At 67.9% G+C, this 19,926-nt stretch carries 17 protein-coding genes; 16 read left to right on the top strand and 1 reads right to left on the bottom strand.

All coding sequences use genetic code 11. From position 1 onward, the window contains the following. The first annotated feature begins 205 nt into the window (after positions 1-205). Positions 206-1,378 carry a hypothetical protein gene (locus M8J71_RS16465; RefSeq protein WP_256248837.1) on the top strand — a complete coding sequence of 391 codons (1,173 nt, stop codon included), beginning with the start codon at positions 206-208 and terminating at the stop codon, positions 1,376-1,378. Here the strand turns inward: M8J71_RS16465 and M8J71_RS16460 are convergent. Then, complete coding sequence (locus tag M8J71_RS16460) at positions 1,359-1,850, bottom strand: helix-turn-helix domain-containing protein (protein ID WP_256248836.1); 492 nt, start codon at positions 1,848-1,850, stop codon at positions 1,359-1,361. The two genes, M8J71_RS16465 and M8J71_RS16460, sit on opposite strands and share 20 nt — an antisense overlap. A 442-nt stretch (positions 1,851-2,292) precedes the next feature. Between M8J71_RS16460 and M8J71_RS16455 the strand changes: the two genes are divergently transcribed. From M8J71_RS16455 to M8J71_RS16385, 15 genes are all read left to right on the top strand, one after another. Continuing rightward, positions 2,293-2,676 (top strand): hypothetical protein, encoded by a 384-nt coding sequence (locus tag M8J71_RS16455; RefSeq protein ID WP_071416501.1) that lies wholly within the window; start codon positions 2,293-2,295, stop codon positions 2,674-2,676. 172 nt (positions 2,677-2,848) lie between these two features. Then, positions 2,849-4,150 carry a hypothetical protein gene (locus M8J71_RS16450; protein ID WP_256248835.1) on the top strand — a complete coding sequence of 434 codons (1,302 nt, stop codon included), beginning with the start codon at positions 2,849-2,851 and terminating at the stop codon, positions 4,148-4,150. A 58-nt stretch (positions 4,151-4,208) separates the two neighbouring features. Beyond that, positions 4,209-6,509 (top strand): phage tail tip lysozyme, encoded by a 2,301-nt coding sequence (locus M8J71_RS16445; RefSeq protein WP_256248834.1) that lies wholly within the window; start codon positions 4,209-4,211, stop codon positions 6,507-6,509. A gap of 167 nt (positions 6,510-6,676) precedes the next feature. Continuing rightward, complete coding sequence (locus M8J71_RS16440) at positions 6,677-7,618, top strand: hypothetical protein (protein ID WP_256248833.1); 942 nt, start codon at positions 6,677-6,679, stop codon at positions 7,616-7,618. Next, positions 7,618-8,340: a hypothetical protein gene (locus tag M8J71_RS16435; RefSeq protein WP_142938926.1), complete on the top strand. Its 723-nt coding sequence runs from the start codon at positions 7,618-7,620 to the stop codon at positions 8,338-8,340. The genes M8J71_RS16440 and M8J71_RS16435 overlap by 1 nt, the downstream gene beginning before the upstream one ends. Before the next feature lie 73 nt (positions 8,341-8,413). Continuing rightward, positions 8,414-9,220, top strand: a complete 807-nt coding sequence (locus M8J71_RS16430; protein WP_256248832.1) for a hypothetical protein — start codon at positions 8,414-8,416, stop codon at positions 9,218-9,220. Beyond that, on the top strand, positions 9,217-9,948 hold the full coding sequence (locus tag M8J71_RS16425; RefSeq protein WP_256248831.1) for a hypothetical protein: 732 nt from the start codon (positions 9,217-9,219) through the stop codon (positions 9,946-9,948). The genes M8J71_RS16430 and M8J71_RS16425 overlap by 4 nt, the downstream gene beginning before the upstream one ends. A gap of 52 nt (positions 9,949-10,000) precedes the next feature. Further along, positions 10,001-10,537 carry a hypothetical protein gene (locus tag M8J71_RS16420; protein WP_256248830.1) on the top strand — a complete coding sequence of 179 codons (537 nt, stop codon included), beginning with the start codon at positions 10,001-10,003 and terminating at the stop codon, positions 10,535-10,537. Continuing rightward, the gene (locus tag M8J71_RS16415) at positions 10,537-11,553 is read left to right on the top strand and encodes a hypothetical protein (protein ID WP_256248829.1); all 1,017 of its coding nucleotides are present in this window, start codon (positions 10,537-10,539) and stop codon (positions 11,551-11,553) included. Before M8J71_RS16420 ends, M8J71_RS16415 begins: the two co-directional genes overlap by 1 nt. Positions 11,554-11,665: 112 nt before the next feature. Then, positions 11,666-13,924 (top strand): relaxase MobL, encoded by a 2,259-nt coding sequence (gene mobL / locus M8J71_RS16410; RefSeq protein WP_256248828.1) that lies wholly within the window; start codon positions 11,666-11,668, stop codon positions 13,922-13,924. Positions 13,925-14,084: 160 nt separating this feature from the next. Then, positions 14,085-14,624, top strand: a complete 540-nt coding sequence (locus M8J71_RS16405) for a hypothetical protein (protein WP_071416492.1) — start codon at positions 14,085-14,087, stop codon at positions 14,622-14,624. Between the two features lie 87 nt (positions 14,625-14,711). Further along, positions 14,712-15,506, top strand: coding sequence for a hypothetical protein (locus tag M8J71_RS16400; protein ID WP_256248827.1), 795 nt, complete (start codon positions 14,712-14,714; stop codon positions 15,504-15,506). Positions 15,507-15,531: 25 nt separating this feature from the next. Next, a complete protein-coding gene (locus M8J71_RS16395) occupies positions 15,532-15,804 on the top strand; it encodes a hypothetical protein (protein ID WP_071416490.1) in 273 nt (90 codons plus the stop codon). Between the two features lie 102 nt (positions 15,805-15,906). Beyond that, entirely contained in the window at positions 15,907-17,724 is a 1,818-nt protein-coding gene (locus M8J71_RS16390) for an AAA family ATPase (protein ID WP_256248826.1), read from the top strand. 132 nt (positions 17,725-17,856) lie between these two features. After that, a complete protein-coding gene (locus tag M8J71_RS16385; RefSeq protein WP_256248825.1) occupies positions 17,857-19,926 on the top strand; it encodes a hypothetical protein in 2,070 nt (689 codons plus the stop codon).

Genomic DNA, 19,926 nt, shown 5'->3' with positions numbered 1-19,926 from the left:
ACCCTCTGCCAGGTCGGCTATGAGGTCGAATCTCGTGCTGTCATTCACTACCGCGTCACGCGACACCAGTTCTTCTCCATGCCCTGATAAGCGCACTTACCAGAGACCCGGCTCGAAGTCGCCCCGTCGATCGCGGACATGGGGAATCGCCACTGACAGACCATTGCGACTTGGATTCTTCGGCCAGTGAGTCGAGACTGGAGTCATGGCAGCACAGGCGAGGCTTGCAGCACTGAGCGCCCCGACGGTCCCGCTGGAGCCGGAGGTGGACGACGAGCTGCGCGAGCTCGAGGAGATCTCGCGGTCCTTGGAAGGCCACACCCTATCGGCGGCCACCCGGCGTGCCTACGCCAACGCGTGGCGTGCCTTCGAGGACTTTTGCGCATGCCACAGTCTGGAGGCGCTGCCTGCGCACCCCGAGGCGGTGCGCTGGTACGTCGCCTGGATGTCCACGCAGCTCGATGACGACGGGCTCCCCCGGTTCTCCGTCGCGACGATCCGCCAGCGCCTGGCCGGTATCGGCGAGAGGCACCTGCGTGGCGGGTTTCTGGATCCCACGGCCCACCGCGGCGTGGTGGATCTCGTGCGCGGGCTGGCCAAGCTGCGGGCCACCAGGCCCCGGCGCAAGCGCCCGCTGCTTCTGGATGACGTGGTCCGGATCATCGCGGTGATGGAGCACGACACATATCCGGCAGGCGTATCCGCTACCAGGGACGCTCTGGCGGTGTGGCTCGGGTTCGCAGGGGCCCTGCGCAGGAGTGAGGCGGCGGCCCTGACGCTGAACCGGCTCGAGCTGCACCCGGTCGATGGTGTCCACGTTCATGTGGGGGCCTCGAAGGCCGACCCGGAGAACGCGCTGCCGGACGTGGTCGTGCTGCCGTTCGGGAGCTCGCCGGCATCCTGTCCCCCGTGTGCTGTGCACCGTTGGGTCGTGCTGCTCGGGCTCGCCCGGCAGGACGACGCGCGCACACGGCGTCGCGGGATCATGCAGCAGCTGTTCTCGTACGGTCTCGAGGAGCACGTCTGCGGGGCCGCCGGCTCAACGGCGCTCATCAGCAGCGCCGACCTGGCCTCGGGCGCGCCCCTGCTCCGGGCAACGTACCGCAACAGGAAGGACGCCCGGATCCATGCACGGGCGGTGAGCGGCGACGCGCTGCACACGATGCTGCTCTCGCGCATGGTCGAGGCCGGGATGAACCCTGCTGCCTACGGCTTCCACTCGCTGCGGGCCGGGCACGTAACCCAGGCGCGGCGCAACGGTGCGAGCACGGAGGAGATCATGCGCGCTGGCCGGTGGAGCCGGGCAGCGACGGTAGACGTCTACGACCGCGAGTTCAATCCTGCGGCACGCAACAGCGTCATGCGTCTGGGGTTGTAGACCCCTCGATGCCGGGGGCAACCCGGTGCCCGTGCTGGTCGTCCTCCTCGACCGGGACGCGGGCGTCGATGCTTTCCAGGAGGCGGAAGTCGACGACACCTTTGAGTTGAGCGCCGCCGCCGAGCACTTGAATGGCCTTGGAGAGCCGCAGCACCTCCAGCCTGTTCTTCTCCCACTCGCGCTGGGCCGCTGCGAGGTCGGCGAGGTACTGCTGCAGCTGGGCCTCGCTCTCTGCCTCCGGATCCTCGGCGACCAGGATCGCCAGGGGGACGTCCAGGGCCTTGGAGGCGGCGACCGCCTCGTCCAGGCGGACGGCGCGGATTTGCTGCTCTATCCGGGTCACCGCCGAAGGGTCGACGTTCGTTCCGAGGATCTCGGCAATCCCGCGGGCCAGCTCAGCCTGGCTGATGCCCAGGCGTTCCCTCTCCTGTCGCAATCGGCGGGCGAAGAGGTCTCCGGGCAAGGCGTTCATCTGGTTTGGGCTCCTGGTCGGGTACATGGGCGCGAAGGGCTCAGCAAGAAGCGTATGCCGAGCCGTGCCGGAGCCGCACACCGCGCGCCCCGCCATGTGAAATCTACACGTTTTTGAGCAGAACGTCAGTCCTACCGCCGACACCTCGTTTGCGCTGGTCTTCGAGCACATTCCGGACCCGTATCCGACTCGTCACTGATACGACTATGACTGATGACTCGAATGATGTAGATTGGTCACTGAAAATGTGCACGTATACGAGTCCCTAGAGAGGGGTCGGCCGCATGATTGCAGGCATTTCGTCCCGCTCAACGGGGAGTCACGTCGCATCGGGAGAGACCATTGATAGGGCGCTGTGCTCTGTCTAGGCGAATCGGTTATGCCAGTCGCCTCGTGACACATGTCATGCAAGCGACCATTCGATAGGCGAGAGGAAAGAACCATGACGAAGATTTACGAGGCGGCATTCGAGCGGGTCGCCCTGCCCACCGCGGCGTGGGACCTGACGAGCTTCCTGGAGAACGCGAAGTCCCAGATCCAGCTCTGGGGCGGGCTGCTGCTCATGCTCCTGGGTGCGGTCGGACTGGTCTGGGGCGGCGTGCTCCTGATCAAGAAGCTGATGGCTACCCCGCAGTCCGCGGGCCAGCAGCAGGGTTGGGGCACCATCGCCCTGCTCATCCTGGTCGGCGGCGCGCTCGGCACCGGCGGGTGGTCGCTGATCAACACCATCGGCTCCGGCGGCCAGAAGACCCTCGAGGACCTCGGCGGCGGCTCGGTCCTCGTGCAGACGGTCAGCCACGTACTGACCAGCGGCGTCCTGGGCTAAGCCCGGCGCGGCAGGAATCAACGGCCGGGCACACAAAGCGTCGACGGACCGCACCGGGTCGGTTGAGGTCACCAGGCCTCAACCGGCCCGGTGCGTCGTTTCCGGGGTCGGACGACGGCGCTGACGACGAGCAGGACAGGCAGAGCAAGGAACAGGACGAACGGGAACGGACATGGGGATCAAGGACAAGGCGCTGGCCTTCGGCAAGCGGTTCAAGCTCGACTCGCACCACGCAATCGAGCGCTTCGGGGTGTTCTTCGGCATCTTCGCTGTGATGGGGCTGGTCGTGGTGGCCGGCTCGGGTGCCGCCGCCTTCAAGGCGGGCAGCGACGCGGTGTCGCACACCGCGCTCTACAACACCGAGTTCACCTCCTCGAAGACCCAGCTCAAGGGCACGGTCGACGGGGTCTACACCAATCACACCGGCAACAGGGCACTGGTCATGATGCACTTCCCCGCCAGCGCGGCGATCTCGTACAACGCGGCGGACTACCAGGCCTTCCTGCTGGGCACCAACGACAAGCTGCAGACCGAGAAGGTCAGCAGCAGCGGAATCAGGGGCACCTTCCACGTCTTCGGCTCGACCGGTTACGTCGGGGTCCTCCTGGACGCGGACCGGCCCTTCGACCGGCAGGTGCTCAACCTGACCGTCCGCGCGAACGCCGAGCTGACCTACGACGAGCGGCAGCAGAGCAGGGATGACCAGGTCGTGGGCGACTCGAGCTTCAAGAAGTACGACCAGTGGCGCGTGATCATCAACCCGGGTGCGTCGGGCACCACCGACATCCCGGCCCTGGACGCGGCCAGCTTCGACCCGGCCCGGGCCTATTACGACGTCGTGCTGAAGACCCAGGAGCAGCAGACGCGGGACAAGCTCGACCAGAAGCTGCTCGCGATGCGCACGAGCCTGAAGCAGGTCGAGTCGTACACCTCCGACCTGGCGACCACCAAGGTCGATGGGCTTTTCCTCCGTCCGCCGGCCGTTCCGACCTCCATCGCAGGTGATCAGGTGGCTGGTGCCTCGGCGGCCGAGGCCAAGGACGGGAAGGCGACGCTCGAGCTGAAGACGGGCCATGTCGTGCCCGGCGGATTCGACTTCAACTGGCGCGCGGGCAACGTCTATGACGGCTACCTCGACACGCTCGTGCCCGCCGGGAAGGGCTATGTGCAGTTCCTCGCCGACAAGCGCGCCGAGGGCAGCGACAGCACGAGCCAGCAGGTCTCGGACATGAAGTGGGTCCTCTCCGACGGCACCGACCTGAAGAAGGACTACCGGTCCTCCGATGTGACGATGCGCCCGCTCACGAACGTGATGAACAACCTCTCCCAGGCCTACCAGGACTACGGCAAGGCCAAGTCGGAGTACCAGTCCGGGCTTCTGCTCGAGCTGCTCGGCCTGGACGTGAAGCTGCGCGATGTGCAGTCCAACAGCACTGCGAACTCGGCCGGGGACTTCCTGACCGTCTATCACTGAGCGCGCTCCACGGAGCGGGCAGTCACCACCCAGGCATCGAGCCGGAAAGGACAAGCTTATGGCCATCGACAAGCCGACGCGGCGGGATGACCCGGCCCGGCGCGCTGCATCGCCCCGCGGGGACCGCAGGTCCGCCGACGGGGGTGCGAAGGAGGAGTCGCAGCCCCCTCGTCGTGAGGGGTCCGGCGAACGCCGCGCCGGGCCCCGTACCCGAGCGGCCTCCGCTCCTTCCCCGTCCGGGGATGCAGCCAAGGGCCTGCCGAAAACCCCGGGGGCCTCCCCCGCGCCGCAGCCCGTGGACCCGACGCCTGCGGGCCGCGGGTCGAAGCACCTGGGAACCGCACCGGCCCCGGACGCAGGGGCTGCCGCTGGCAAGGCCGCAGGTGCGGCCGACACAGCCAGCAAGAACAGCAAGGCTGCCAAGGCTGCCAAGGCTGCCAAGAGCCTTGACGGCGTCGCCGCCGGGGCGGCCGGGGGAGCTGCCCGCAAGGCGGTCGAGGGTGACGGCAGCAGCGCGGTCCGCCGCGGTGCCGGCCGGTACGCGGGAGCGGCTGCCTCGGGAGCTGTCGCCGGGGCCCAGGCCGGAGCCGCCGCCGGCGGTGTCGGCGCGCTGCCCGGGGCAGCGGTCGGCGCTGCCAAGAATGTGGGCCTGGAGACCGGCAAGGATGTTGTCGACGGTGCGTCCAAGGTCACCGGCGGAGGTCCGGACGCCGAGTCTGCCGACAAGCGGCTTGGTGCCGGGGGCACCGGCTACGAGCGGACCTCGCAGAAGGAGAAGGACGGCCAGCTGCTGTCCAAGACCGCTAAGGGTGTCGCCGTCGGCGGCACCGCGGCGGCCGCTCCCCCGGCTGCGGGGCTTCTCATGGTCATGGCCTTCCTGAAGTGGCTCAAGACCATGTTCTTCGCAATGCTCGCGATGGCCGCCAACGCGGCCAGCATGATCTGGGGTTTCATCCTCGGGGTTGCCAAGGCGGTCGGGCACACGATCGCAGCGCCGTTCATCGCACTGGGCGGGCTGGTCGGCAAGGCAGCAGGAGCCGTGTTCGGGGTCACCGTTACGGCCACCGTCGCCCCGGTGGCCACGGCCGCATCCGGGGTGGCTGCGACCGTTGCCGCGGTGGCTGTGCTCAGCACGGTCCTCACGGGTGTGCTCGACCAGGCCGGCCTCGATGGCGGCCGCGGCTCGACCATGACCAACTGCATCGTCAACGTCAGCCGCAACGGCCCCGGCGCTGACGTCCCGGCGAACACCGAGGCGAACGCCCGGGCGATCTACTCCGTGCTGAAGACCTGGGGTATGCCAGAGGAGAACATCGCGGGCATCCTGGGCAACTGGTCGCAGGAGTCGGGCGTGGACCCCACCAGCGTGGAGGGCATCTACAACGAGCCCTACCAGATCGGCCCGCGCAAGCAGACCGCCTGGGACGGGAACTTCACCCACATCCCCGGCCAGTCGCACGGCGGCATCGGTCTGGGCCAGTGGTCGAACGGGCGCACCACGATGCTCCTGGACTATGCCAAGTCCAAGAACCTGGACTGGTACACCATCAAGGCCCAGCTGGCATTCATGGCGGAGGGCGACAGCCCGGGGGACGTGGCCGTGTTCAAGGACATGATCAAGACCTCGCAGGGCTCTCCCTCTGCTGCTGCACTGCACTTCCACGACAAGTGGGAGCGCTCGGCCGACAACGCCTCACAGCTGCAGGAGCGTAAGGCCGACGCCGAGATGTGGTTCGGCAAGATGAGCGGCTGGACCGTCGACACCTCGGTCGTGGGCGGGGTCCAGGACATCGTGGGCGGCATTGTCGACACGGTCGGCAGCGGGCTCCGCTCCATCTTCGGCAAGTGCGACAGCGACACCAAGGTGCGCCCGGGCAGCCTCGTCGACGGCGGCATGAACGAGGAGCAGGCCCGGCAGCTGATCGACCTGTACAACCAGGAGGGCGACAAGTTCCTGGACGACAAGTACGGCGCTGGCGGACCGGGCTCCTGCGGCGACAACCACGCCATGAACTGCGTGTCGTTCTCGGTCTACTTCATGAACAAGTACACCTCGTTCCAGCAGTACCCGCCGGGCGACGGCATCCAGACAGCCCACGCGATCGCGTCCATGACGGGCAAGCAGGTCTCGAGTACGCCGACGGCGTACTCGGTCGGTTCCGGGCCGGGTACGGGGTCCGCGGGCCACACCCTCGTGGTGCTGGGCGTGCAGGGCGACAAGGTCATCCTCGGTGAGGCCGGCTACTGCGCGTTCATGGGCCGCGTTCGCGTTGACAGTGCGGAGCGGATGAAGTCCGAGGGGTGGGTGTTCGTCGACGTCACGGACCTCATCACCACGGGCGGCAACCTGCCGGCGTAGCCGGCGGAAGCAGGGCCGGTGTCCGGACGATCCGGGCACCGGCCCTTTCTGCGTCCCGATCCGTGCGCAGTAACCTGTCGAATGGGGCAGACTCGTTATTGAATGACCATTGCAGATAGACTTGGGAGTCACATATGAGGACAACGCGAGAAAGGGCGGGCATCGTGATGAGTGCGGACGATGATGCGCGTGGCAGGGCCGGGGACACGGTCGAGGACGAGGACGGCGCGCCGAAGAAGCTGAAGGCCCCCGCCACCCGCAGGCGGGTCAGCGGGGTCGAACTCGAGGCCCGCTTCGAGGGCTGGCGCTCCGACCGGCGAGGAGAGCGGCAGGCACGCACTCCGGAGGACTCGGCGGGGCGGACGCGCCTGGTCTTGAGCGCCGCGATGGGCGTGGCGATCCTCGGGCTCGCGGCGGCCGCGGGAGTGAGCGGCAAGGGATTCGAGGCGGAGCACGCGGCCAACGCCGACCGGATCTCCGCGCTCCAGGTCCAGATCGAGGATGCCAGGAGCACTCCGGTCGACCCGGATCTGACCGGAAAGATGACGCGGCTGATGGAGGCAGCCGCAAAGGACGCCCAGAAGGTCGCGGAGGCCCAGCAGCGCTTCGCGCAGCTGCACCACGAGGCGGCGACACAGCCCAATGCGGGCAACGGTACGCCGAACGCGGCGACACTGCAGATCGCCGAGCACCGCCGGACGCTGGCACCCCTGTTCAGCCCGCGCTCGTTCCTGGCCGACGAGAAGGGGGCCTACTCCTGGACCTCTGTGACGCCGTTCGACCCGAGCACGCAGATCGACCCGCGGTTCCCCTGGTATGTGCGCTACGAGGGTTTGAAGGCTTCCTCGCCCGGAGCATACGCCTGGTCGGTCGAGTCGGTGATGCCGGACCTCGCCACCCAGGACGCCACGGGCACCACGCGCACGGCGCGGGTGATCTGGCTGTGCCGGGACACCGCGGGTGGACAGGTGCTGGCGTGGGCGAACGCGGCCTACTCCTACGACGGGAAGGCCGGGACTTTCGCCGATCTCAAGGTCGTGGTGACCGCCGCCGGCGCGGAGCACCAGCAGGGCGCATCGACGACGGGCAACGGAAGCGGAGAGGGCTGATGGTGCAGGAGCAGCAGGTTGACGGCACGGACGAAACGGCAGCGCCGGGACAGGGCTTCATGCGGCGCAACGCTCTGGTGGTCGGGGTCGCGGTACTGCTGGTTACCGCCGTGACGGTGACCGGCCTGACATGGGGGTCCCAGCGCAGCGCACTGGATCAGCAGCAGCAGACGATCACGGGCCTTCAGGGTCAGCTTGCCTCGGTCGGGACCGCGAAGTCCGAGCAGGTCGAGCAGGATGTCATGCAGTCGCTCGGCGTGAGCCAGAGCCGGATCCACGACGACACGCAGATCGTGGACCGCCTGGTGAAGACGGCATTCACCTGGGACTCCGGCCAGGCCTACGAGGCCGCTCGCCGGGACCTGAAAGAGCGCTACCACCTGTCCGAGGACGAGCAGTTCCTGAAGCAGTTCATGCCGCCGGCGCGCTTCAATGAAGACGCCTCGGGCAAGCGCTACTACTACATCGACACCCAAGGGCTGAACTCGGCGGTCAATGCCGACGCGGACCTCGAGGTCGTGAAGGTCACCGCGGACGAGTACACGTATGCCGTGCAGGTCGAGGTGGCGGCTACCTCCGATGCGGTGTCCCAGAACAAGGTGGCACCGGATCGGGTCAAGTCGTACCGGACCGTGCTGGTGTACCTCACCGTCGACGCGCAAGGGAAGGTCTCTGGTCTGTCCGCCATTCCCGCTGGCGGTTCGACTCGTCATTCCAGATGATCCGACTCCCTTTCGACTCATCTTCTTGATAGAGTTGTACTGGTATTCGAGACGAAGAGCGAGTTGAGGGGCAATGGCATCGACAAAGATCGGCGAGTCGGGTGTGCAGGCTGACAAGCCTGTCCGCAAGACCCGCTTCGTGGCCGCGCCTGACGCCGGTGCGGCACCGGGCGACGCCGACCCCACTGGGGACGGAAATGTCCCGGGTGCACTGATGAGCCGCCGGGCGGCCATCGGCGGGGTGTGCATGGGGGCAGCTGCGCTGCTCTGCTTCCTGGCCGGCGCAGGTCTCTCTGGTGGCGAGGCCACCGTAAGCCACGACAAGGCTCAGCAGATCGTCTCCCTTCGCGAGCAGATCCGCACCGCCGAGGTGCGCACCGACGCCCTCCCGGAGGCCAAGGACGCTGACCGCGCCCTGGTCACCGCACAGGGAGCTGCGGAACAGATCGCCCGGTTGCAGAACGAGTACCGCCACCTGACACCCTCGGTGGCGGACTCGGGCGGGACGCTGGACCAGGCTGCCGCCGAGCCGACGCGCCGGAACCTCACCCCGCACTTCGCCCCCGACGTCGGGCAGGCCACGCTCCAACCCTGGTACCTGCTGGCCTCCGACAAGGACGTCGCCGCGGGCAACGAGATTCCGATGAGCTTCGACTCCGGCTTTAAGTGGGTCGCCCAGCGCCCTTACTCGGTCGAGGTGGACGGCACGATCCGGGTCACCTGGTTGGCGGTGCAGACCCGCCCGGCGGCCGGGCAGGCCCGGGCGGTACTGGCCTGGGCCCGGGCTGACTACGACATGACCCGCAAGAGCTTCTCCGGGGTCCAGACCGGAACGACGACCACGGGCGAGGCCCTGCGGCAGGAGGTGAAGGCACCGTGATCGAGGACGTGAAGGACTGGGTGCGCGCGAGGGCCGGGAAGGTCCTGGTCTGCAGCACCGGAACGCTGCTGGCGCTGTCGCTGCTCTCTCTGGCCCTGGCACTGCTGGCCGACGGTTCGGCGGACGCCGACGCCAAGGCCGACCAGCTCATCGTCCAGCTCCAGGGCAAGCAGGAGGACGCGCAGTCGGCACTTGAGACCAAGCACGCCCGGTTGCTGGCTGCCCTGCCGGGGATGGATGCCGAGCGGGCCGACCGGGACCGGGCCGCAGCGCGCTCGGTGCTGCTGAGCCTGACGGATTCCTCGGCTGCCTCGCGGACCGTCAAGGAGACGCAGGCCGCCCTCGATGCCCGGTACGCGTTTCTCGGGACCTCGTCCCGGATCCTCACCGAGTTCATCCCGGAATGGATGGCAGCGACCGGTGCCGGAAAGGGCGCGGGGACGGCGTACCAGCTGGCCGACTTCGACGTCGACGTTGCCGCGGTGAAGGGCCTGGACTACTCCTACATCGGAGTGGCGCGCCTGGACCCGGTCTCCGCCGACGGCAAGTCCACGGCCAAAAGTGAGTACGTGGTCTTCACCTTCGCCACCGGACAGGACGGCACGGTCGCCTCGTTCGAAGCGTACCGGGCCTCGGGCCGGACGCGGGACCAGCTTGTCGCGCAGAGGCCGCCTGCCTCTGCTTCACCGGCCGAGACCGCCAGCCCCGGACCCAGCCACAGCGGCTGACCGGCGGGACACCCGCACAGACACGACACGACAACAACGAAGGACGAGACGAATGACGATCCAGACTCTGGACAAGACCGGCAGCGCGACCGAGCACGAAGCCCGGGTGGAGGCTGCCACTGCAGTCCCCGTCGAGAAGGCCGCGGCCAAGCCGAAGCCCGGGCGTGGCCCTTCGAAGCTGGCCGGCGCGCTGCGCCGCCTGGCCCCCGGGAAGGGCTCCGGCGGATCGCCGGTGCTGATCTGGGCGGTGTTCTTCCGCTCGGTCGTGCTCATCGCCGACTACGTGCTGGCCTCAATGACTGCGATGGTCGTGATCCCGATGCTCGGCGCGTGGCTGCACCGGCAGTCGGGCGCAGCAAGCGGCGACCTGACCATGGCCGGGACCGTCGCGATGTGGATCGCCCCGCTGCTGTTTGTGGTCCTGTTGCTGGCCGCCGCGGAGATCGCCGCGATGCGCGGGATGTGGCGCTGGTCCACCCGCCGGATCCGGGCTGTACGCGACGCCCGCACCCCGGCGCTGGCCCCGGCCACCTCCGCCCCCAGGACCACCCACCCGAGCAAGAAGACCAACCGGAAGAGGAGCAACTGATGCGCACTGCTGGACTGATGATGAATGACGTGTGGGCCGACCGGGCCCTGCGGGAGCGTGGCGTGCAGGCGCCCCGCTACGACGGCCTCGATGCCCAGATCGGGGTGCTGGTCGACTCTGTCGAGCTCAAGCACCGCGGCAAGGAGGAGAACTACCGGCCCTACCTGCACGTCGTGGGCGAGCTGCGCTCGATCACTCCCGCCGAGCCGCTTCCGTACGGGATCACCCAGGTGACCTACTCGCACGGCCAGGGCGAGAAGGTCGACGCCTTCTACGAGTTCGACGACGAGCAGCTGGTCGCACTGGCGGCCAAGGGCTACTTCAGCCCTTCGTTCACTGTGCCCGACCAGCTCACGGGGATCGAGTGGGAGCTGCCCGCCAGGGCGGATGCCCTCGTGCTCACCCCGTCCGGGGACCAGGCCGATGCCCCCGTGGTCTTCATGAACGTGCACCGCATCGCCGATCTCGAGATCGACCTGGCCTCCACCGAGTACGACCTGGCGGCCTACTTCGCTGATCGCTCCAAGGGTGGTCATGGTCCGGTTGAGTCCGTCGTCGACCAGCGGGGCCTGCGGGCCCGCTCCGACGCGATCAACTCGCTGTTCAACGAGGACGAGCTCGACTTGGTCGCGCAGGCGGAGAACCTCCAGCGGCCGGAGGCGCAGCGGCCGGCTGCCGAGGGCGTCACCGCGCAGTTGCTGGCGGTCGAGGCCGAGATCACCGCGGAGCGCGAGCAGTATCAGGCTGAGCTGGAGCGCACTGAGGGCACGCCCGAGCACCTGTACCACCAGCGTGTGGCCCCGGCCCTGCACCTGGACGGACCGGAGGATGCTGCCGCCCCTGCGGACGCGGAGCCGGATGCCGGCGCGACCCACGATCTGGACTTTGGTCTGGATGAGGAGGCCACCGGGCAGGAGGTGCCCGCGCCGACGCTCGAGGAGCGCAAGCGCGAGGCCTCCCGCCGCGCCGCCGACCTCGACTTCGGCGAGGAAGACGGGCACGGTCTGGGCCACTGAGGCCGAGGCGGGCAGAGCAGTCAGGACGGGCCCCGGTCGCTGGAGGACAGCGGCCGGGGTTCTGTGCATTCACACGACGGAGGGATGAGGCGGGATGGGCCTGAAGCAGTCAGTGGTCATCGTCAACGAGTTCAGTGTGCCGCTGCCCGGCGGCAAGGGGTCCCGGGGCGGCACCCCCGGCGACTACGTCACCCGGTACATGGCGCGCGAGCAGGCGACTGAGTCGCTCGCGCCGATCCAGCGGCTGCGCACGGACGACTTCATCCTGCGCTACATGGCCCGCGAGAGCGCGGTCGAGCGCGCAGGGACGAGCAGGGTCGAGGCCAAGACGACAATGCGCCAGGCCCAGGGCGATGGCGGCGTGGCCTTCGGCTACGGCTCAGTGTCGCTCTCCGACGAGCAGCTGCGGGCTGCGTCCCGGGACATCCAGAAACACTTCGAGAGCGGCAAGACGGTGCTGAAGACCGTGCTCTCCTTCGATGAGGAATACCTGAAACGGCACCGCATCGTCGGCGAGGACTTTCACTGCGAAGGCCGCGGGGACTACCGCGGCCACATCGACCAGATGAAGCTGCGGCTGGCGATCATGCACGGGCTGGAGCGGATGAGCTCGGGCACGAGCGGTTTCGACGACCTGCGCTACGTCGGCGTGATCCAGGTCGACACCGAGCACGTCCACTGCCACCTGGCGATGGTCGACGCCGGACACGGCCACCTGGCCAAGGACGGCACCCAGCGGGGCAAGCTTCTGGACCGGCACAAGTCCCGGTTGCGGCGCGGCGTGGACGCCTGGCTGGACGAGAAGCAGGCCGTCGCGCACCTGTCCAGCGCCGTCGGTTACGAACGCAGGAACGTGACGACCTTCATCAAGCGCTGGGCACACGAGCGCATGCGCTCAGAGGCCCTCCCCCAGTTCCTGCTGGCCTGCCTGCCCGCCGACCGCTCGCTGTGGCGCGCCGGAACCAACGATCTGCGGATGCGCAAAGCCAACCGTCTGGTCTCCGAGCTGGTGGCCGAGCAGCTGGAGCGGCCGGGCTGTCCGCTGCCGGCGGCAATGGAGAGGGTCGTGGAGTACGCCAATCAGCGCCGCGAGGCCGAGGGCCTGCGCACCGACGCGTGGCAGCGCCTGGTCGACGCGGGCCGCAACCAGATCACCGAGCGGGCGGTCAACGGGGTCTACCAGATGCTGCGCGCCCTGCCCGAGGAGGAGCTGCGGGTGCGTACACCGATGCTTGAGGTGATGGGTATGGACTACGCCGAGATGGCCGCCCTGGCCGCAGAGCGCCAGCAGCAGCACGGCAGCTCGGAGGACGATGTCGTCTCTTTCGGCTTCCGGCTGCGCAGCTATGCCTCCCGCCTGCAGCATCACAAGTCCAAGGCCAGTGCCTACAGCGACCTGGCCCGGCAATGGGAGCGTGCCGAGAAGGCCGAAGTGGCCGTAGAGGACTCCCGGCCGCTCTACGACTTCTACCGCTACGAAGAGGACTGGCACCGGCGGGTGATGAGCAAGTACCAGCACTTCCTGCCGTTTGTCGGCGACGCCAGCCAGTGGTACGCCCAGCAGCAGGAGGTCGCCGCGTACGGCCAGCGCCTGCTCTCGCTGATGGCGCTGCGCCAGGACGCCTCGCTGCAGCGGATGAAGGACGCCGACCAGGCCGAGGAGATGGGCCGCGAGATCTACCGCCAGCCCGGCGGACGGCACCTGACCGCGGGCAAGGCCGGACGGGCGGTGCTGGACGCGCGCATCGAGACGATGAAGCAGGTCTACGACGAACGGCTCCAGGAGCTGCGCACCGACCTGGCCGACTCGGGGCTGGTGCTCGTCGCCGGTCCTGCTGACCAGCGCAGCGCCGTCGCCGGCGGGGATCCGGAGGTCTCCACCCAGCTGTCGATCGAGACCGGGACGGTGCACCCCTTCGACGAGGTCAAGGCACTGGACCTGCATCACCTGGGCTACGACTTCGTGGCCGATGTCGAGATCGGCGAGCGGGCCCGGCGGGAGTTCACCGCAGCCGCGGCCGAACGCCGCCGGCTGCTGCTGGCGGCCATGGAGTACCTCGACCAGTCAGGCCAGTCCGAGGCGATCGCCGACCTCCCTGTCGACGACATCGCCGCGATGACCCGGGTCTCGCGGGAACTGGTTCCGGTGGAGGACGGCTCCACGCGGCCAGTTCTGCGTTCGAGGATCGCGGCGCTGCGCGAAGAGCAGGAACAGGCGGCCCGGATGCGCCGTTCGAAGGCCTCCTCGCTCGACGCCGGCCTGGTGGTGCGTGTCCAGCAGCGGGTCGACGCCGCGGTGGCTGGTGCCGGGGTCCTCCCCGGCCCCGAGCCGGAGCCGGCAGGCCGGTCCGACGGCATCCAGAACGAGTAGGGACACGAGTCGAAAGACCATTCGAATGATTGCGGAATGCTCTATAGGAGTATTAGTGTATAGAGCAGTTCGGCACTGCACTTCGGGGCTTTGCTCGGACGACGTGAATGATCAAGGCCGTTCTGCCGAGTGGCGGACGGAACGACGAAAGGACGAGATCATGGCACTTCTCAAGGGCAAGGGCGCAATGACCGGGGTCAACCTCATCGCCAAGGTCTATGACAACGGCGCGACCAAGGACGGCAAGTCGCACTACGCCGACATCCAGGTCGACGCCCGCGACTCGCGCGGACCGGAGCAGAGCAACCTGCACCTGAAGTCCGAGCGCGTGAAGGGCCCGGACGGCAAGGAGCGCTTCGCCAACACCGCCCCCTACTCGGTGGGCCAGCTGGAGGAGATCGTCAAGGCCGCGGGCCCGAATACGGAGCCGCTGCTCAACAAGGACGGCGAGAAGGTCGGCACCGTCTACGGCTTCAAGGGCAACGTGATGCCGGCCTCGCGCGGCACCGGTCTGGTGGTCAACACCAAGTCCGTGGAGGCCAGCGACTTCAAGGTCGACGCCAAGACCCTGGACAACCAGTTCGCCTCCATGAAGGCGGCCAAGGAGGCCCAGGCGGCTGCCAAGCAGAGCCAGGCCGGTCCGGAGCAGACCGCCCAGGCCGAACAGGTCGTCGAGGCCGAGGCCCCCGCGGTCGGCTGACACCGATCCACGGCTCAGCAGAACTCATTGAAAGGCCCCCGGAGAGACCTCTCCGGGGGCCTTTCGCATAGAGAGGAACGAATCATCATGGCAGATCTCAGTAAAGGTTCCCAGGGCCGACCGGAGCACGGCCAGCGCCCGACGTCGTACACGCCCGAGCAGCTGGTGGCGATCCGCGGGGCCACCCCCGATACCGGAGAGCAGCGGGGCCCGAGCTCGCAGGCGGGCCTCGGCTCGGTGCGGGGTCCCCGATACAGCGTGCCCTCCTCCCCCGCTCCCGGCCAGCCGGGCTCGAGGTTCAACCCCAACGTGGTCGAGCGGCGGCCGCGCCCGCAGGCTGAGCCGGCACCGGGGATGATCACTTCAGCGGATGCGCCGAAGCCGGAATCGTCCCGGCAGGAGCAGCCCCAGGCGAAGCAGGCCCATGCCGGCGGCACGGTTCAGGGTCCAGTGAAGGTCCCGCTCACCCAGCGGGCCGCCGGGTCGAAGGTCGGACAGGCCGTGCAGTCCGCAGGCCTCCGCGAGGGAGCCAGGCGGCTCGGCACCGAGGCCATGCAGGATGCCGCGGCCCACGCCCAACGTGCCCAGCAGTCCGGTGCATCGACCAGGGGCGTCGCCGCCAGCGCCGTCAGGGGAGCTGCCGTGGGTGCAGCCCGCGGGCTGCACACGGAGCTGGACGGACATGGCGGACAGAAGGCCCCCCAGGGCTCCGCTGCCGGGGCGGACCTGGTCGGGCGGATGGGTTCGGTTGTCGACCGTGGTGCTCAGGAGCAGCTGCCGGGCACCTCGCCGCAGGGACGGAAGCCGGTCAGCGAGAGGTACGACTATCAGTTCGAGGGCCAGGGCGGGCCCGAGGGCACCGAGCAGCAGCGCGGGGCCTGAGACAGGCACGGAGGAGGAGAAGGCTATGGCGACGAACGATCCCAGCCCACTGAGCGGAACGAGCCTGCTGGAGCTGGGCCTGGACGAGATCACGGCCCCGGACGAGGGCAAGGACATGTGGGCCGAGGCCGGGCGCGCACTGGTCGACCGCGTGGGTGCCTCGATGCGTCAGCAGCGGGAGGCGAACGAGCGGGCACGGCGCGACCGGGAGTCCAGCAGGCCGCTGAGCGAGCGGTACGACTACCAGTTCGAGCAGGATGGGGCTTCGTCCCAGGAGGACCGCCAGCAGGGGCTGTGACAGCACCCCTACGGAGTGAATGGCCAAGAGGCCCCCGGATATGAGTCCGGGGGCCTTTCACTGTCCTATTGCAGTCGAGCCGAATGGTGCCATGATAGACTTTTGACTGATCTATCAGATGAATTCAAGTCTTGGCGAGAGGTCTTCCACGGCATGTTCCATGAAGTGCACCTGAATGAGGGCTATCCGCTCCTGTCGAAGCTGTCGGACCCGCTGAAGAGGGCCGAGCGCGAGATCGTCGGCCGCGAGCACGAGAAGCTCCAGCTGCTGGCCTCGATGAGCAGGCCGGAGCTGTGCAACGCCCTGCTCCTGGCCGAGGCAGGTACGGGTAAGACCGCTCTCGTCCAGGCCACGATGGCCGCTGATGCCGAGCGGCTCTATCTCGAGGTCGATCCGTCCCGGATGATCTCCGAGGCCGGCGACTCGGACCGCATGGCCGCCATGCTCAAGGGCTTCTTCGACGAGGCCGAGCACTTCGTGGCGTACGAGAAGCAGGAGCTGGTCCTGTTCATCGACGAGTTCCACCAGATCATCCAGCTTTCCGACGCTGCGGTTGAGGCGATCAAGCCGGTGCTGGCGGCCTCCGGGGCACGCGGCATCCGAATCATCGCCGCGACGACCTATGACGAGTTCCACAGGCACATTGCGCCGAATCAGCCGCTGGTTGAACGGCTGCAGCGCATCAACCTGACGCCGCCGGACCAGGAGACGACGATCCGGATTCTGCAGGGCATGGCCGAGCACTACGACGTCGCCGACCAGTTCTACGACGATCACATCTACCGGCAGATCTATGAGTACACCGAGCGCTACATGCCGGCGAGCTCGCAGCCGCGCAAGTCGATCCTGGTGCTGGACAGCATGGTTGGCTGGCACCGCCTCACCAAGCGGGCGCTGGACCGCGATCTGCTCTCGGACGTGCTCCAGGAGTCCCTGGGCGTCAACGTTGCCTTCAAGGTCGACGGCGCGAAGATCAAGGAGCAGCTGGACTCGAAGGTGTTCAGCCAGGACCTGGCCACGCGTGCGGTCGCGCGGCGGCTGCAGCTGTCGGTCGCGGACCTGAACGACAAGGGCCGGCCGGAGGCCTCGCTGCTGTTCACGGGGTCGACCGGCGTGGGTAAGACCGAGCTTGCCAAGCAGCTGGCACGGCTGCTCTTCGGTGACGACCAGCGCCACCTGATCCGCTTCGACATGTCCGAGTACGCCCAGGACTCCTCGATGGACCTGTTCCGCTCCGAGCTGACGAAGCGGGTCTGGGACCTCTCGCACGCCGTACTGCTGTTCGACGAGGTCGAAAAGGCCTCGGCGATGGTCACCCGCCTGCTGCTGCAGGTGCTCGACGACGGCCGGCTCTCCGACGACAACAACCGCGAGGTCAGCTTCCTGAACACCTATATCGTCATGACGACGAACGCAGGCTCGGAGATTTACAAGACCATCGCGCAGTACGCGGCCGACGACACGGGCTCGGGCGAGCAGCTGCTGAAGTACGACAAGCTCATCCGCCGCTCGATCACCGAGACCTCGGCGGATAACCGCTTCCCGCCCGAGCTGTTGGGCCGTATCGACGCCATCGTCCCGTTCCAGCCGCTCTCTGAGGACACGCAGCGCAAGATCGTGCGCAACAAGCTGCGCCACATGGTGCAGGAGGTCCTCATCAAGCACAACGTGCGGGTGGACATCGACCAGAGGGTCCTGCAGTACCTCATTGACGACAAGGGCGACACCGACTCCAATGCCGGCGGTGCCCGTGGCGCGGTGGCGAAGATGACCGACGAGGTCACCACCGGAGTGGCGACGTTCATCAACGAGCATCCCTCTGAGCGGCGGATCCGGATCGACGTCGTCGGCGAGCTGGCGAGCGACCACAAGGACATGCTCACCTCCGATGCGTGCATCGAGGTGAGCCCCGTGCGCTGATCTGAGCCAGCGGCCATTGTGGGCCATTCGGCGTCGTGTCGAATTGTCTATCATTGCACCTATTGACTCCTGAGCGATAGGATACTCATATACCAGGCGAACTGCGTTTCATCATCGAAGGGATCGACACCAATGGGCATTCTGGGCACGGCTGCGGGAAGCCGGAACAAGGATCGGAAGAAGAAGCCTGACGAGCTGCTGTCGTCCGTGGTCAGGGAGACGGCGATCCCCGCAGCAGTCGAACTGCTGCGGACGAACGCGAAGTTCGTCTTCCCCAGCGGCACGGCGTGGGTCATGCTCGTGCTGGCCGCCGAGTCCATCGGCGGGCTGAGCAAGCGGCACGGCCGCGACGAGGCGAAGGGCTCGCTCATCGAGCTCATTGACTCCGACCAGATCAAGACCGTCGCCACGGCAGAGATGTTGGGCGAAGAGGTCTTCGGCATCATCCCCAACACGGAGACGCTTGCGCGCATGGAGGAGTACTCGCTCCTGGCTGGCGCGGAGTACTCCTGGGCCGTCGTCTGGCAGAAGCCCAGCGGCGAGCTGCTGGTGGACCTGGTCGCCGAGGCCACGTTCAAGCAGGCCCAGGAGGTCGCTTCCGGCACGCTGAGCCTCGAGGAGGCTGTCGGAGCGCAGGCCTGGCGCGAGCACAGCGGCGTCACCACCGACGAGCCCGGGACCCGTCCCGCGGCGGACGCGGACACTGTTGCTGCCGTGGATACCGCCGACGAGGGTGACCCGATCTTCGACTCGATCTCCGGTGGGGACGAGGGTGCCGGTGACGAGCCGGTTTTCGACGCTGCGGGCGATGAGCCCGTGTTCGACGACGAAGCCGTCGACTTCGGAGACGAGGACGCGGCCCCGGTTGCGGTGGAGCCGGAGCCCGGCTTCGACGGCACGGCCGGCTTCGAGGAGTTCGACGAGGAGTCCGGTCCCGTGACCGCCGACGATACGGCGTACGCCCCGGCCGAGGAGGAAGCCGTCCTGCTGGAGAACCAGGAGCAGGTGCGCGAGGTCATCGCCCGCCGCTTCCTCTCCGAGGACCTGGACCTCGACGTGCGCCTGGACGAGTTCAATGCGACCTTCGCCATCGGCGCGCCGGTCGTGCAGATCGAGGTGCCGCAGGGTGCGACCGAATGGCTCGGCGACCAGGTCGCCCAGCTCAACCGGCAGGCGAACGCCGACCTTGCCCAGCTGCGGTGGGCGCACGAGGACGAACTGCGCACGCTGTACGTGAACCTCATGTCGGCCCACGTCGAGCAGGTCATCCGTGACGTGGCCACCGACCGCGAGGGCTCGCGCTACAAGGCACTCAAGGACGGCACCGAGGCGGCGCACCGCGAGCGGGAGTCCGAGAAGGAACAGCGGATCCGCACCCGCAAGGCCGAGATCGTCCAGGACTACGAGGCCCAGGCGAAGAAGCTTGCCGAGCAGGCCGCCCTCCAGGCGGAGATCCAGTACAAGGAGCGCAACCGCTCCCGCATGGAGCGCGAGCAGGCCGACGCCGTCGCCGAGATCGAGCGGGTGCTCGAGAACTCCTACTCGCACGACCGCCAGGAGATCCTGCGCGTGCGCCGCTCCGACGCCGCCCTGAAGATGCAGGTCGGCACTACGCGGATCTTCGAGGTCCTGGCCGAGAAGCAGAAGGCCTACCTCGAGGCCGAGGAGCAGCGTCTGGGGCAGTGGAAGGCCGAGATCCAGCGGATCGTCGACGACAACCGCAAGGCGGACATCGCCCAGGCCGAGGCTCTGGCAGAGCACCAGCGCACCACCGACGAGATCGGCGTCCTGCGCCGCGAGCAGGAGGCGCTGCTGGAGTCGATCCGCAACGAGCACGCCGACCGCATCCGCCGGATGGAGGACGAGCTCGACCGCAACCGCAAGGACGCGATCACCCAGATGCAGGCCCGCGAGACGGAATGGCAGCACAGCCTGTCCCTCGAGAAGGAGAAGACCGACTCGGCCACGCAGCGCAACACGGACCTGCTGCAGCAGATGGAGGTTGTCGAGGACTCGGTCAAGCGCCGTTACGAGGCGCGGCTGGAGGAAATGGCTGCGGACAAGGAGTCCTACGCCAGCGAGCTGGCAAGGGCTTCGGAGATCCAGAGCCGCTACAACAAGATGCTCATCGCCCTGATCGTCGCGCTGCCCGTGCTCGGCGGCCTCGCCGGCTTCATCGGCGGGGCGGCCATGGGCGGCTGA

The organism is Pseudarthrobacter sp. R1 (assembly GCF_024494415.1).
GTDB lineage: Bacteria > Actinomycetota > Actinomycetes > Actinomycetales > Micrococcaceae > Arthrobacter.
The sequence above is the reverse complement of the archived record's forward strand: the minus strand, read 5'-3'. Positions and strand labels throughout refer to the sequence as shown.

What these genes read in the sequence shown, in the direction of transcription:
- M8J71_RS16400 (WP_256248827.1), top strand. Translation starts at nt 14,712, where the DNA reads ATGGCAGATCTCAGTAAAGGTTCCCAGGGCCGACCGGAGCACGGCCAG.
- M8J71_RS16420 (WP_256248830.1), top strand. Translation starts at nt 10,001, where the DNA reads ATGACGATCCAGACTCTGGACAAGACCGGCAGCGCGACCGAGCACGAA.
- M8J71_RS16440 (WP_256248833.1), top strand. Translation starts at nt 6,677, where the DNA reads ATGAGTGCGGACGATGATGCGCGTGGCAGGGCCGGGGACACGGTCGAG.
- M8J71_RS16465 (WP_256248837.1), top strand. Translation starts at nt 206, where the DNA reads ATGGCAGCACAGGCGAGGCTTGCAGCACTGAGCGCCCCGACGGTCCCG.
- M8J71_RS16405 (WP_071416492.1), top strand. Translation starts at nt 14,085, where the DNA reads ATGGCACTTCTCAAGGGCAAGGGCGCAATGACCGGGGTCAACCTCATC.
- M8J71_RS16460 (WP_256248836.1), bottom strand. Translation starts at nt 1,850, where the DNA reads ATGAACGCCTTGCCCGGAGACCTCTTCGCCCGCCGATTGCGACAGGAG.
- M8J71_RS16455 (WP_071416501.1), top strand. Translation starts at nt 2,293, where the DNA reads ATGACGAAGATTTACGAGGCGGCATTCGAGCGGGTCGCCCTGCCCACC.
- M8J71_RS16445 (WP_256248834.1), top strand. Translation starts at nt 4,209, where the DNA reads ATGGCCATCGACAAGCCGACGCGGCGGGATGACCCGGCCCGGCGCGCT.
- M8J71_RS16385 (WP_256248825.1), top strand. Translation starts at nt 17,857, where the DNA reads ATGGGCATTCTGGGCACGGCTGCGGGAAGCCGGAACAAGGATCGGAAG.
- M8J71_RS16395 (WP_071416490.1), top strand. Translation starts at nt 15,532, where the DNA reads ATGGCGACGAACGATCCCAGCCCACTGAGCGGAACGAGCCTGCTGGAG.
- M8J71_RS16415 (WP_256248829.1), top strand. Translation starts at nt 10,537, where the DNA reads ATGCGCACTGCTGGACTGATGATGAATGACGTGTGGGCCGACCGGGCC.
- M8J71_RS16435 (WP_142938926.1), top strand. Translation starts at nt 7,618, where the DNA reads ATGGTGCAGGAGCAGCAGGTTGACGGCACGGACGAAACGGCAGCGCCG.
- M8J71_RS16430 (WP_256248832.1), top strand. Translation starts at nt 8,414, where the DNA reads ATGGCATCGACAAAGATCGGCGAGTCGGGTGTGCAGGCTGACAAGCCT.
- M8J71_RS16450 (WP_256248835.1), top strand. Translation starts at nt 2,849, where the DNA reads ATGGGGATCAAGGACAAGGCGCTGGCCTTCGGCAAGCGGTTCAAGCTC.